Here is a 13397-nt window from a genome sequence, read left to right on the forward strand (position 1 = left end):
GCGAGCCCAGCAGGGGCAGGTAGTCGGTGGTCCGGAGACAGGAACTGTGGCAGGGGATCACTCGGTGCACGGACGGCCTCTCGGTAGTCAGTTGTCCCAGTCGTAACCGTCGAGGAACGTGAACGCCTCGGCTTCCCGGGCCACCCGCGCGATCAGGTGCGGCGGCCAGGGGAGGGTGTGGCGGCTGCGGTGCGGCGTGGGGTAGAGCAGGCGCGCGGCCTGGTCGAGGTGTTCGGGGTCGGTCCGCAGCCCGGCGAAGTCGCACATCGTGGCCGTGAGTTCACGCGGGCGGGCGAGGAACTCCTCGTGCCGTAGGTGCAGCACCCCCGCGCCGCCCCGGTGTTCGCAGATCGACGCGACCTCGCGGCAGATGCCGAAGTAGGCCTCGACGGTCGATTCCAGGTCCGTCATCCGTCGCAGTGCCCAGGTGGTGATGTTGTCGTAGGGGTTGCGGGTGACGTGCAGCAGCCTGACGGGAACGGACCACCGCTGTTCGAAGGCGTCCAGGCCGGCCGGGTTGCGCGCCAGGCGCAGCGCGGTCAGCCGGCCCTCCTGGTCGCCGATCACCCGCAGGTCGCGGACCCGGCCCTGCCAGGACCCGGGCATCGCGTAGCTGTAGCCGGTCAGCCGGCGCCCGCCGGGGGTGAACCGGCGCACGTTGCCGACGATCATGCTGGAGAGCATCGCCGGGGAGTAGCCGCGTTCGATGTAGCGCATCGCGTCGAGCCGGTGGGCGACCAGCGCGTCGGGGTGGGCGTCCAGCACGGAGCCCACGGCACTGTGGCCACTGCGCGGATGGCCGATGAACAGGCAGCAGGAGGCGAGGTCGGCGCGCTCGTACCGGCGGGCGCGGGCGTGGACGGTCAGAGAGTCCCAGCGGACGGCCCAGGACTCGCGCAGTTGCAGCCATGGGCCGTTGTCGAGCGCGGAGAGACGGATCCGTAGGCTCATATCGCATTCCTTCGTGTGTCCAGGTGCCACAGGGGCGCGCAGCTCCACCGCGCGGCGCCCTCGACGAACGCCCCGCTCGCCAGGGCCACCAGCGGCGTCGAACCCGTGCTCAGCACGGCCAGCCACAGGAACACGAACCAGTGGTGGACGTACGGGTGGTATCCGGCTGGCCGCAGCTTCCGCCCGATGCGCCACAGCCCCAGGCCCAGTGCCGCGCTGCCTGCCGCGATCCACGGGCCCGCCGGCGGGGACAGCAGCAGGCGGACCGTCAGCCCCGCGGCCACGGCTGCCAGGACGAGCATCCGCGCCAGCATCCACCCCCGCTCGACGGGCCGCGCGTCGTGCCAGCCAGCCAGGTCGAGTGAGCGCACGGCGGCGCGCGGCAGCTTCTCGGTGTACGAGAAGTGGGCCCCCACGGCGAGGGGCAGCGCGAGAGCGAGCGCGCTGTCCGCCGCGGTCTGCGGCAGCCGGACGGCGAGGGCCAGGGCCGGCGCCGCCAGCAGCACGACGGCCACGTCACGATGGCCGCCGTGGCGCCCTCGCCACGGCGAACCCCCGCGCCCGGTGGTCACCTTGGCGACGTAGCCGAAAACGGCGGCCAGGCACAGGGTCCAGGCCAGGCAGCGCGCCGGCGGCGCCGACCCGCTCGCGCGGCCGAGCCGGTCGGCCAGTACCGGTGCGAGCAGCAGGGTCGTGGCCAGCAGCGGCGCGCCGATCAGCAGCGCCGGTGTCCGGGGCTGCCAGCCGGTCCGCGTGATGTTGCCGCTCGCGTGCTCGGGCCCCGGCCGCGTGTGCAGCTCCCACCACCGCGCGCACAGACGCACGGCGAGCCCCGGCCGCGCACGCGTCCCCGGCGGCTCAGTGTTCACGGCGGAAGGCCGCGTCGAGGAATTTGACTTCGCCGGACCGGGCATCGCGCACCACCTCCAGCACGTCGCACAAGGAGAAGCCGAGCCGGGCCGCCTCGGTGACGAAGTCGGCGAACCGGTAGCCGCCCGTGAAACGGGGCGCGACGGACACCTCGGCGATCAGCAGCCCGGTGTCCCCCAGGAGTTCCCCGGCCCCCGCGAGGACCTCCAGCTCGAAGCCCTCGGTGTCGATCTTCAGCAGGTACGGCGGCCGGAGCCGGCCGGACGTCCGCAGCGCGTCGAGTGTGGTGACCGGTACCCGGCGGGCCTGGAGCGGGTCTCCGGTCGCGGTGAGGGCGGTGCGTTCGAGGAAGGAGCTGCGTCCCGGCCGGCGCGGCTCCACGTTCAGTTCCCGTGTCTCCTCGCGGCGGCCGGCGGCGCACAGGTGGTACTCGCCCCGCACGCCGCGCAGGATCTCGCGCAGCCGGGGCTCGCATTCGGCCCGGGGCTCGATCAGCACGTGGTAGGCGTCCGGGAACGTCTCGTACAGCACCGGGGTGCCCTGGGACACTCCGACGTCGACCACGGTCCGCGGACCGCCGGCCAGCTCGCGCAGGCGCTGCGGTGCCCAGCCGGGCCCGGACGCGGAACTCGATGGTGTCATGTCCTCTCCAGCGAATAGGTGGTGAGCAGCGGCTTGTGGTCGGACGGGGGGAGCCCGTCGGCGAAGAAGTCCACCGCCTCGGTGGACATCGGCCTGACCGGTCCCCGGTGCAGCATCCAGTCGGCGACGCTCGGGATCCCGCCCGCGGCCGGCACCGAGGGGATGGTGGGGCGCGGCATGCGGCCGAGGGCAGAGAAGGAGTCGGCGAGTCCGGCCTCCCGGAGCACCCGCAGCGGATGGAAGAAGTCGTTGAGGTCCCCCGCGAAGACGACGGCCTGCGGCGCCGGGGCGATCCTGGCGAGCGCCGTCACGGTGGCCCGGGCCTCGGCCGGACGGGGGCTGACGCCGCTGCGCAGTTCCTCCGGGTGGCCGGGCCAGGTGTAGTGGGCGGTGGCGACCACCACGTCCTCGGCCGGCTCCCCGCACCGGCGCAGGCGGACCCAGTACAGGCCGCGCTCCGCCTGGGGCTGGCCGATGTCCTCCCGGCCGTGGGCGACCGGTTCGAACAGGCCGCGGTGCCAGTAGATGTTGCTCTCGCGGCTCCAGCCGGGGAAGGCGTCCGTGACCCGGTCGTGGCTGTCGAGTGCGACGTCGATCACCGAACGCACCTCGGGGGAGAGCTCCTGCACGACGAGGACGTCGGGCCGGTGGCCGCGCAGGAACGCGGCGAGCGGGTGCGAACGGGCGGGCCAGTTCCGGGTCCGCCAGAGGTTCAGCGAGCAGACGACGAACCTCAGCGGTGTCCCGCTCACCACGCCGCCCGCCGGGCCTCGACGACCTGTTCGACGAGGTCCGCCCAGCGGACCGCTGCTGTGGCGGGCGACAGCAGTTCCTCGGCGAGGCGTCGCCCGGTCCGGCCCATAGCCGCTCGCTCGTCGGCGGAGAGCGCCGCGAAGCGCCGGATGGCCTCCGCGATGCTGCGCGGCTCGTGGGGGTCGAAGAGGAAACCGTTCTCGCCGTCACGCACCAGGCGGTCGTTGTCGCTGACCGCGCTCGCCAGGACGGGCAGGCCGCAGGCCAGCGCCTCGCACACCACGTTGGGCAGGCTCTCGTACCGGGAGGGAAGACAGAGCACGTCCGCCTTCTGGTAGAGCGCGACCACGTCACCGACCGGAGGGTGCACACGGAAAGCGTCCTCCAGCCCGGTCTCGCGCAGGACGTCGAGCAGTTCCAGGTACGGACGTGAGCGGCCGGTGGGCTGCTGCCCGAGGAAGAAGTTGTTGCCGTACCAGTCGACGGTGACGTCGAGGGCCGGCTCCGTGGTGCGGAGGATGCGCAGCGCGGCGGCCAGTGCCAGGAAGTTCTTCTCCGGGCGGAACCGGCCGATCGCCAGGATGCGCAGGCCGGGGTGCGGGGGAGGCGGGGCGCCGGCCGGCCGGAAGTGGTCGAGGTCGACGCTGTTGGTGATCTGGCGGAGGCGGGTGCGCAGCCAGGGAGCCGCGGTGCGCACGTAGTGCTCCAGATGCGCGGAGTTCGCCACGACCGCGTCGGCCAGTCGGTGGAGCTGGAAGCGTGTGAGGTCCTTCATGTCGCGGCCTCCCTCCTTCCCGGTGCGTTCGGAGACGATCAGCGCGAAGCGCCGTGCGGGCAGCGCGGTCAGCTCCGCCAGCAGGCCGGGCCGTCGCAGGAACGCGATCACCACGTCGGGTCCGGCGGCCCGCACGGTCCGCCGCACAGCCCACAGGCGCCGCCACGGGGCCATCACCGGGACGTCCGTCACCGGGACGCCCGCGCGCTCGAACTCGCCCCGGAAGTGGTCGCGGTGGTTGTAGTCGGCCAGGTGGTACACGACCACCGACACCCGGTGGCCCCTTCCGCCGAGCTGGACGGCCAGATTGAGGAGCTGGCGCTGGGCTCCTCCGGTCGTGAGGGCCTCGATCAGGAGCACGACGCGGCGACCCTCCGTGGCGCTCACGCGGGACGTCCCCAGGTCACCCGGCCGAGCACGGTGAAGCCGAGCACGCCGTCCCGGGCGTACGGCCGCAGCAGCTCGCGAAAGCCCTCGCGAAACGCACGGGTGCGTTCCGGGCCGAGGTCCTCCACCCGGAACGCCTCCCGGGCGTGGAAGGACATGATGTAGTCCTCGACCGTCCGGCTGACCGCCACCGGCTCCGTGCTCCGTTCTCCCCACGGGTCGAAGAGTCCCTGCCGTACCAGCTCGGCGGTGACGTCCCGGGCCGGGCGCGAGGTCGCCCAGTCGGCCAGGAAGCTCTCCTCGGCCGCCCGCCACGGCACCTCGCGGGTGGTCCTGGGCACCGCCAGCACACCGCCTCCGGTGAGGAGGCGGCGGCAGCGCGGCAGGACGGTCTCGCAGCGCATCCAGTGCAGGCTCCGCCCGGCGGTGATCAGGCCGTACCGCTCGTCGGTGTCGTACTCCTCGGCGTCGGCGCAGATCCATCGGATGGCGGGGTGCTCCCCGCCCGGCAGCCGGCGTCCTTCGGCGATCATCTCCGGCGCGGCGTCCAGCGCGTCGACGCGCTGGACGTGCGGGGCGAGCCTGCGGGCCAGGGTTCCGGGTCCGCAGCCGAGGTCCAGGACGGTCCTCGGTCCCGCGCCGAGCAGGCTCAACAGGATCCCGTCGACCTGGGGCGGGTAGGGCGCCCGTGTGCCGTAGGCGCGGGCGACGCTCTCGCTGCGGTAGCGCCCCGCCAGTGCCGCGCGGTCCGGGGCGGCGCCGGCCGGCGGCTTCTGCCGTCCGGGGCTTGAGAGACCGCGGTGCCAGGACAGGTAGCGGTCGGTGGTGGCGGCTGCGTCCGCCAGGCGTGCCTGCAGACGGCCGGCCTCGGCGGGGGCGAAGATCCTCGGCAGCAGGTTCGGGGCCGCCTCGGCGGTGAGCAGGCCGCGCACCGCCGCGAAGCCCAGACGGTATCCGGTGGCTTGCACCTGGCGTGCCGCGTACGGTCCGATGTCGGCCGGGCCGCCGTTGGGGTAGGCGAAGAACCGGCACGGACCGCACCTCGCCTCGATCTCCCTTTTGCTGTGCGTCAGTTGACGGCGTACCTCGGCCGGGTTCTCCCGTTCGTGCAAGATCGCGTGGTCGTGGCCGTGCGAGCCGATCTCGGCTCCGGCCCGGGCCAGTGCGCGCACCCCGGCCCAGTCCAGGACCGCGTCGGCGGCGAACCGCTTGTCGACCTCGGGCCAGTCGTCCGCCGGCAGCAGACCCCTGAGCTCCCCGACCAGGCGGTGCACGGTCCGCAGATCCGCCGCTTTCAGCACGGGCAGCAGGTCGGCCGCCGCCTGTCGCCGGGACGCGCGATCCCCGAGCCGGTAGGCGCGGGCGACGCTCGGCAGCCGCACCTCGCCCGGCGGCGCGGTGTGCAGGGCCGCGCGCAGCACGTGCGTGGGGAAGCGCTCGCCCGTGCTGATGTGACGGGTGCTCACGAAGACTGCGAAAGGGATGCGCCGCTCGCGCAGCAGCGGCTCGGCGACGTCGAGAACGTTGCGGTAGCCGTCGTCGAAGGTGACGGCCGCTTTGGGCGCGCCCATCGGCCGGCCGTCCGACAGGTGGTCGGCGAGCACGCCCAGGGGGACGAGTTCGAAGCTGCGGGCGAGCTGGTCGAGCTGCTCACAGAACGTTTCGGCGGGCAGTTGCACGGTCTGCACGTCCGGGTCGACGGCGTCGGCGGACACTCCGTGGTAGCAGAGGACGGCGGCGGCGCCTGGTAGGTGCGGGAGGATGTCGGTCACAGTCCGGTGTCACCCAGATTCTCGGAGAGGTACAGGCTCGCAGGGGCAGGAAGCAGGCCGGCGGGAGCACGCAGCCGTCCGGCCGGCGGGGGCGCTGCGCCCTGCCATGCCCCGAGCCGGCGCAGCCGCCGCGTGATACGCGGCTCCAGCGGCGGGACGTGCACCAGCTCGCAGCCCGCGTCGCGGGCCTCGGCGATGACGCCCAGGCACAGGGTGTCGACGATGGCGGCGTCCGAGAGGTCGGCCCACAGATCACGCAGGCGCAGGCCGGACACCTCGCCGTCCTCGAAGCGTTGCGCGACGGCGAAGCCCCGCAGCACACCGTCCCGCAGGGCGCCCAGCAGGATCTTGCGGTGGTGGGCGCCCGCGAAGCAGTACCACCTGACGGCGTCGGCGGAGCGGACCGCCGTCCCGGCGAACTGGCCTCGGGTGCGCCGCCAGAGCTCGTCGAAGCGCTCGTCTGCGTCGCGGAGCACGACGGCCTCGCAGCCGGGCGGCACCGTGTGCGCGTCAGCGGCGGGCGGGCCGGACGGAGCGATGCCGAGCCGCGCGGCGTAGGCGGCGACGGCGTGCGTCGGCCCCGACGGGCGGGCCGGCAGCAGGCTCGTGGTCGAGTCGCCGGCCGGCAGCGGTGTGAAGCCGAGGCGGTCCATGATCGTCCGCGCTCGGGCGTTGGGGGTGGAGTACACGGCCACGCCGCCCCGGGCGGCCTCGGCATGGGCGAACAGGAGCGCGAGGCTCTCGCTGCGGAACTCCTCCCGCACGCGCCAGGTGGTGGCGTTCCAGACGACCACCGGCTTGCCGTCCAGCTGCAGCCGGGACGGCACGTTCCCGAGGAAGCCCACGACCGCTCCGGCCCGGTGCAGCACCCAGCCGCGCGGCTGCTCGCCGGTGAAGGCGGGGTTGCGCCGCCACCACAGCGCGAGCCGGTCCTGCCAGAAGGCCGGGCCGCGCCGCTCCCCCGGGAAGGTGCTGAGGAAGTCGACCAGGGCGGGCTCGTCGTCCGCCACCAGGGCGCGGGCCGGGCTCATCCGCCGGCCTCCTGGGTCGAGCGGACGTACCTCAGCTTCTTGCCCCGGACCGTGGGCAGTCCGGTGGTGCCGACGAAGACCTTGACCGGGACCTGGTGGCGGGGAAGCCGCGCCCGGCAGTGGCGCTTCACCTCGGCGGCGGCCCAGCGCGCGTCGGCGGGGGCGTCGACCCGGACCCTGGCACAGACCACGGCCCCCATGAGGGCGTTGGGCTCGCCGTGCACACGGACGTCGCGGACCCACTCCAGCTCCTGGACCACCGCCTCGACCTCCTGCGGGAAGACTTTCTCGCCGCCCACACTGATCAGGTCCGACGTGCGGCCGAGGATGCGCAGGTACGCGCCGTCGCACTCCACCAGGTCGCCGGTGACGAACCATCCGTCGGCGGTGAACGGGCTCGGTGCGTTGAGGTAGCCGAGCATGGCCGCGGAAGTCCTGAGCTGGAGCACGCCGTCCACCACGCGGTGTTCGACGTCGAGTGCCAGCCACAGCGAGTCGCGGGCCTGTGAACGGGACGCGAACGCCCCCACCTCGATCGATCCGTAGGTCTGCTTGAGCCGGGTGCCGGGCAGGGCGGCGCTCAGGCGGTCCAACGTGGCCTGCGGCATGGCCTCGGAGCCGTAGGTGATCAGGCGCAGCGGGCTGAGGTCATGGCGTTCGTGAGCACCGGTGAGCAGCATCAGCTGAAGGAAGGTCGGCGAAGTCGGCAGGACCTCGACGCGATGGCGTGCGATCGCCGCGCACACGGTGTCCGGGCGGTGGTCGGGCAGCACGCACAGGGTGCCGCCGGTGGCGAGCGTGTGGAAGAGCGTGTTCAGGCCTCCCAGGTGCTCGAAGACCAGCATGGCGGGCATCCGCATCGGTGCGCGCGGTTGTCTGAACCGGGCGAGCAGGGCGTCGGCATCGTGCAGGACCGCCTTCGGGCGTCCCGACGAACCGGAGGTGAGCAGGAGCAGGCCGGGGTGTCCGCTGCTGCGCAGCCGGTCGATCAACGGGTGTACCGGGGGCTGGGGGACGGTGCCCGGGGAGATGGTCCAGTGGTCGTCCCCGTCGAGGGCGACGTGGCACGCCACCGGGGCGACCGCGGCGATCTCGGCGGGCATCGACGCCGGCCCGCCACGGTTGAGCGGGGCGGCGATCGCGTTCCGCTGGAGGAGCGCGATCAGCAGGGCCGCGGTACTCGGCGAGTAGTCGGACTCCACCATCACGACCGCGCCCGCGGGAAGCGAAAGGCGGTCGAAACGGGTGTGCCAGTCCTCGATCGCTGCCATCAGCCACCGGTACGAGTAGCCCACGTCGCGCCAGACCATGAAGTCGCCCGCACGATTTTCCGCACGGGTACCGGTCAGAAAACCTGTATCCATGAATTCTCCGGCGATCGGGGTCAGACCCCGCCGTAATAGAGCGTCTGACCGGTCATCATTCCGGCCCGTTCGCTGAGGAGGAAGTCCAGTACGTGGGTGATGTCCTCCGGTTCTCCGAACCGGGGAAAGGCGAGTCGGGCCAGGACGCGCGCCGCGAGGTTCTCCGGGGGAATTCCGCGAATCAGGTCCGTGTCGATCGGAGGGGGGCCGATCGTGTTCACGGTGACACCGTAGGCCGCGTATTCCTTGGCCAGCACCGAGGTCATGGCCTCGACGGCGGCCTTGGAGGCCACATAGGCGCTCTCCCCTTCCAGTTTGAGGGGAACCGCGATGGTGGAGAAATTGACGATACGGCCGCTCTGCTGCGGACGCATCAGCCTGACCGCCTCGCGGGAGAAGAGGAACGTGCCCACCACGTTGGTGCGCAGGACCCGTTCGAGCGTGGCGACGGGCGTCGTCATGGCCAGGTTCATGGAGGCGACACCGGCGTTGTTCACCAGGACGTCCAGTCGGCCGTGGCGCGTGCGGATCTGCCGGAACAGCCGTTTGACCGCGGGCTCGTCGGCCACGTCGAGGCAGACGTGGGTGTAGTGCTCGTCCTCCAGGTCACTGGGCTGCCGGCTGCATCCGTAGGTGTGCCAGCCGCGCCGGGCGAAAGTCTCCGCCAGATGCCGGCCGATTCCCTTGCGTGAACCCGTGATGAGGATGATCCGGTCGCTCATCCCGCCTCGCTGACGGGAGCCTCCGTGGCAACCACATCAGTCACGTATGTCACCAGTGAGCCAACCGAACGAAACGGGCTGTTGCGCTGCGAAAGCGCCTTGTCATTGACGAGCGAGACGGAGACCGAGAATTCCTCCTCAAGCCTAACTTCGGTCTCGGCCAGCAATTCCACCAGTCCGAGAGAATCGAGTCGGCCATCCACTCCGAACAACGTGACCTCCGGCGCCTTTTCCAGCGCCGCACCGGGCGGCAGCCCCTCGTTGACGACGTCGATGGCCTCATGGACGAGTCGCAAAATGATCGCTTCACGCGTCATGTGCTGGAAGCACCTTTCTCACATGCACCGCCGCAGGTCACCGGGTGAGGGGGCTGCTTGACCGTGTACAGCACAACATCGATGCGGGCAGGGACACCAGGAAGAAGAACGGGACGAAGTACCGGAAGAACCACCGGAACAAACCGAGATCGACGCCGCCGTACAGGAGTGCCGAGGCTGCGTCGCAGACACCGGCCCCCACGGCCGCCCGCTCGCGGCTACCGCCGCACCCTCGGCATCCCCAGCCCGATCCACGTGATGATCTCCCGCTGGATCTCGTTGTTGCCGCCGCCGAAGGTGAAGATGACGGCGGAGCGGTAGCCGCGTTCCAGTTCGCCGTGCAGAACCGCACCCGCCGAGCCCTCCTGCAGCGCGCCGGGTGCGCCGACGATCTCCAGCAGCCAGGCGTACGCGTCGCGGGGGTCTGTACGCTCACCGGCCCTGTCTCACTTTCGGCCCTGTCTCACATCCGGTGGTGACAGAACGTCACCGTTTTTTGAGGTGTACGGTCCGAGCCCCGGGGAGGCCAGTCGCAGACGCGTCGTCGAGGTAGGCGTGAACGGTGTCGACAGTCGCTTCACCCATGCTGGACTGGCGGCATTACCGTCAGTCACCGCAGCTACTTAACGTCACCACCGGATGTGAGACAGGGCCGCTCGCTTTACAGACCCCCATCTGCAGCAGAGCGTCGGCTGATCACTCAGTTGCCCTCAGAGACACTCCAACCAGCGATAGCACCACAGCTGTTGCACTAGCTAGAGTTCGACCACGAGTGGCTGAGCTGCACAAACCCGAGGTGCGCACCACTACGACAGCCTCACTCCCCTAGAGAAGCCGGGTTGTCGAGTTGGTGGGTCACGACGATCGTCATGCGCTCGGCGGCGATCCGTTTGATCTCCAGGAAGATGGCGTGCTCACCGCGGGCATCCATCTGTGAGGTCGGCTCATCCAAGATCAGTAGTGGCGTTTGCCTGTAGAGCGCGCGGCCGCACACGAGTCGCTGCCACTGTCCTCCGGACAGCTCGGCACCGCCGAACAGCTCCTTGGCGAGGAGGGTGTCGAGCTGGTGGGGCAGCTTTTCGATCGCGTCCCGCATACCGACGGCGTCGACGACGTCCCACACCGGCCCGTCGTCGTGCGTCTTGGGCTGACCGAGGGTGATGTTCTCGCGGGCGCGCAGGGGCCAGCACGCGAACCCCTGGGGGACGAGCGCGGTGCGTTTCCACACGGAGGCGGGGGCGGCCTGGGCGAGGTCGACGCTGTCCCACAGGACCCGGCCCTTGTCGGCGAGGAGAATGCCGGTGATGAGCTTGGCCAGGGTTGACTTGCCCGAGCCGTTCTCGCCGACGATGGCCAGAATTTCGCCGCGGCGGAGCGTGAGCGAGACCCCCGCGACGGCTGGCCCCTCCTTGCCTGGGTACTGGTACACGACCTCGTCGAGGCGGATCTCGTCCACGCGTTCCGGGATGGTCAGTTCCCCGCGCTTGGGAGCGCGTTCGGTGGCCATGTCGAGGAAGGACCTCATGTCGGCCAGGTAGAGCGAGGTGTGGAACATCGCGGCTCCGTGGATGACGAACTGGGAGAGGGAGGCAAGTGTGGTCTGGACGGCAACCAGGGCGGTGGCCGCGACGGGCAGGGCGACCCGGCCCGTGGTGGCCAGCCAGGCGAGGGTGGCCCAGGTACCCAGCTGGAAGATCCCGCCCAGGGCACTGGTGGCCAGGACGATGCGGAGCATCCGCGGGGCTGCGGTCACGGTGCGCTGGTCGATCCGGTCGGACAGGGCGCGGTACCAGTAGATGAGGTAGTCGGTCATGCCGTTGGCGCGGACCTCGTCGCCATAGCGGGAGTAGGTGGCCCACCAGCGCATCATGGAGCGCACGTTGCGGTCGCCGACGTTCAGGTAGTGGGTCTCGTAGTCAACGCGCGCGGACAGCACTGCGCCGGCGCCGGCCGGGAGCACGGCCAGCAGGAGAAGAGGCAGCAACAGCGGGTGCAGCGCGGTGATGACCCCGCTCGCGGCGATCATGCGGATCAGGGCGGACATGAACCGCTGGGCATCCTGCACCATCATCCGGGTTCGGGTGACGCCGACTTCGGCCGCCTCCTGCCGGTCGGCGAATCCGTCCTCGCCGTACGCGGCTGACTCCACGCGGCACACGGCGGCGACGAGGGCAACGTCCGCCTCGGTCATCAGCAGAGGTGTGATCCGTCCGTCGGCGTACGAGGACAGGGCTCCACTGATGCGGCCAATGCCCGCAGCTGTCGTCACCACGACCAGGGCGGGCAGTGCGGCGTGCAGACGTCCGGAAACCGTCCCGGTGGCGAGGAGGTGGGTCATCGCCTGGGCGGTGAACGCGAGGACGACGGCGGCCGCGATGCCAACGAGCAACTGGCAGACCAGGAGCAGCGCGACGCCGGTCCTGTCGACGGCCCACGCCATCCGCGCGGTGTGCCCGAGCACGGAGGGAAGGCGTCGGCACATTGCTCCGAAACTGGCGTCTGCCAGCGGGTTCTTCCCGTGCTTGCCCTCGAAGGTGATGCTGGCCGGGGGTGGAGGGGGCGGCGTCTCCTCGTTTGCAGTCGAGGCGTCAGTCACAGTCACCTGTATCCCTCCTTGGGGGCTGTGCCGCACCTGGATGGCTCGGCATGTACGGCATAACGACATGCCGCGGGATTCGAACGCGCTCGCTTTCGGACATGCAGGGGCCCTTGAACCGCAAGGGGTGAACCTGTGACCGCCGTGCCGGAGCGGCCCAAGGCCGGTGCAAATATGACCGAATCGCCGATGCCTGTGGCGCATGAGGCGCGTGAGGTTTCGGGCGGTGATCGGCTCGCGACGGCACCGAGGGACTCGGCAAACCAAGATCATTCTTGCCGGATTGGGCAAGAATGATCTTGGAGGCCAACGCTTTCCCGGATTGTGTGATCGCTGGTACGCACCGCGTGGTCCAGTTGGTCACGCAACTCATCGGGGATGGTTCCTGTTCCGAGTGCGCAGGAGGTGAGGAGAGTTCGGCATTCCTGTGCCTCTCGATCGATGGCGAGGGCGGCCCACAGGGGGTGTGCCAGGATTTCTCGGGCGGCATAGCCGTCGGAGGTCCTGATCGCTATTCGGTGCAACTCCTCGACCACGAGGCGCGCTTCAGGCCCTTCGGGCAAGGTGAACAGGTCCAGCGTGGCTAGCCCGAACCGCGTGTTGAACACGGTCAGGTCGTCCCCGTCCAGAGCCCCGAGGTGCTTGGTCACCAGGCTCTGCAGGGTGTGTTGCCAAGGCAGTCCTGCGGTTCGGTGGCACACGATGCTCAGGCAGTCGGTCACGGCGACTTCCCAAGGTTCACCAGGCTTCGTGTCGGCCAGGAGGCTGTTGGCGCGGACGGTGTCTCCGACGGTGAGAGCGGCGAGGACGGCGACCTGGCGGCCGTCGAGCATGCGCTGTCCGACTCCGTGGTGTGCTTCGACGTGGGCGAGTGCTTCAGTCCAGCGGCCGGCAGTGGTCAGGGCGCGCGTTTCGTCAGCGAGTAGAACTCGCCATAGCCAGGCGCGGACCTCTTGGCGGTCTCTGGCTGTCGAGGTGAGGCCGGATGGCACGGCCACGTCCTCGAACAAGGTGGTAGGCGTGTTGGTGCTGACCGCATCGAACAGATGGAGGAGTGTACGGCGGCCGTCGTCGTATTGCCCGGCGCGGATGGCGAGGCGGGCGAGGTTGATGATGGGTTCTAGTAGGGCTTGGTCAGGTCCGTATCGGTGTGGGTATGTCCCGGTGGCAGGTGGGACAGGCGCCGGCCCGGGCGGCGAGAAGGGTCTGGAGTTCTC

At 70.7% G+C, this 13397-nt stretch carries 12 protein-coding genes and 1 pseudogene; all 13 read right to left on the minus strand.

Going from position 1 to position 13397, the window contains the following annotated elements; all coding sequences use genetic code 11:
- Nucleotides 1–87: 87 nt before the first annotated feature.
- Nucleotides 88–951, minus strand: a complete 864-nt coding sequence (locus IE239_RS38465) for a hypothetical protein (protein ID WP_190154091.1) — start codon at nucleotides 949–951, stop codon at nucleotides 88–90.
- The gene (locus tag IE239_RS38470) at nucleotides 948–1820 is read right to left on the minus strand and encodes a hypothetical protein (protein ID WP_157880825.1); all 873 of its coding nucleotides are present in this window, start codon (nucleotides 1818–1820) and stop codon (nucleotides 948–950) included. The genes IE239_RS38465 and IE239_RS38470 overlap by 4 nt, the downstream gene beginning before the upstream one ends.
- Entirely contained in the window at nucleotides 1810–2463 is a 654-nt protein-coding gene (locus IE239_RS38475) for an FkbM family methyltransferase (RefSeq protein WP_055631866.1), read from the minus strand. Before IE239_RS38475 ends, IE239_RS38470 begins: the two co-directional genes overlap by 11 nt.
- Nucleotides 2460–3215: an endonuclease/exonuclease/phosphatase family protein gene (locus IE239_RS38480; RefSeq protein WP_063788650.1), complete on the minus strand. Its 756-nt coding sequence runs from the start codon at nucleotides 3213–3215 to the stop codon at nucleotides 2460–2462. Before IE239_RS38480 ends, IE239_RS38475 begins: the two co-directional genes overlap by 4 nt.
- A complete protein-coding gene (locus tag IE239_RS38485) occupies nucleotides 3212–4378 on the minus strand; it encodes a glycosyltransferase family 4 protein (RefSeq protein WP_190154092.1) in 1167 nt (388 codons plus the stop codon). Before IE239_RS38485 ends, IE239_RS38480 begins: the two co-directional genes overlap by 4 nt.
- Nucleotides 4375–6150, minus strand: coding sequence for a polysaccharide deacetylase family protein (locus IE239_RS38490; RefSeq protein WP_055631864.1), 1776 nt, complete (start codon nucleotides 6148–6150; stop codon nucleotides 4375–4377). The genes IE239_RS38485 and IE239_RS38490 overlap by 4 nt, the downstream gene beginning before the upstream one ends.
- Entirely contained in the window at nucleotides 6147–7181 is a 1035-nt protein-coding gene (locus IE239_RS38495) for a hypothetical protein (RefSeq protein ID WP_190154093.1), read from the minus strand. The genes IE239_RS38490 and IE239_RS38495 overlap by 4 nt, the downstream gene beginning before the upstream one ends.
- Nucleotides 7178–8545, minus strand: a complete 1368-nt coding sequence (locus IE239_RS38500; RefSeq protein ID WP_063788649.1) for an ANL family adenylate-forming protein — start codon at nucleotides 8543–8545, stop codon at nucleotides 7178–7180. The genes IE239_RS38495 and IE239_RS38500 overlap by 4 nt, the downstream gene beginning before the upstream one ends.
- 20 nt (nucleotides 8546–8565) lie before the next feature.
- On the minus strand, nucleotides 8566–9267 hold the full coding sequence (locus IE239_RS38505) for an SDR family NAD(P)-dependent oxidoreductase (RefSeq protein WP_190154094.1): 702 nt from the start codon (nucleotides 9265–9267) through the stop codon (nucleotides 8566–8568).
- Nucleotides 9264–9584, minus strand: coding sequence for an acyl carrier protein (locus IE239_RS38510; protein WP_055631860.1), 321 nt, complete (start codon nucleotides 9582–9584; stop codon nucleotides 9264–9266). The genes IE239_RS38505 and IE239_RS38510 overlap by 4 nt, the downstream gene beginning before the upstream one ends.
- Before the next feature lie 218 nt (nucleotides 9585–9802).
- Nucleotides 9803–10003: pseudogene (locus IE239_RS38515) on the minus strand (acyl-CoA dehydrogenase family protein); the annotation flags it as partial.
- A gap of 398 nt (nucleotides 10004–10401) precedes the next feature.
- Nucleotides 10402–12180, minus strand: coding sequence for an ATP-binding cassette domain-containing protein (locus IE239_RS38520; protein ID WP_190154099.1), 1779 nt, complete (start codon nucleotides 12178–12180; stop codon nucleotides 10402–10404).
- A 269-nt stretch (nucleotides 12181–12449) separates the two neighbouring features.
- Nucleotides 12450–13397, minus strand: a 948-nt coding sequence (locus IE239_RS42745) for a hypothetical protein (protein ID WP_229878690.1), incomplete at its 5' end; no start/stop codon positions are given.

The sequence above is a fragment of the Streptomyces humidus genome, assembly GCF_014649655.1.
GTDB lineage: Bacteria > Actinomycetota > Actinomycetes > Streptomycetales > Streptomycetaceae > Streptomyces > Streptomyces humidus.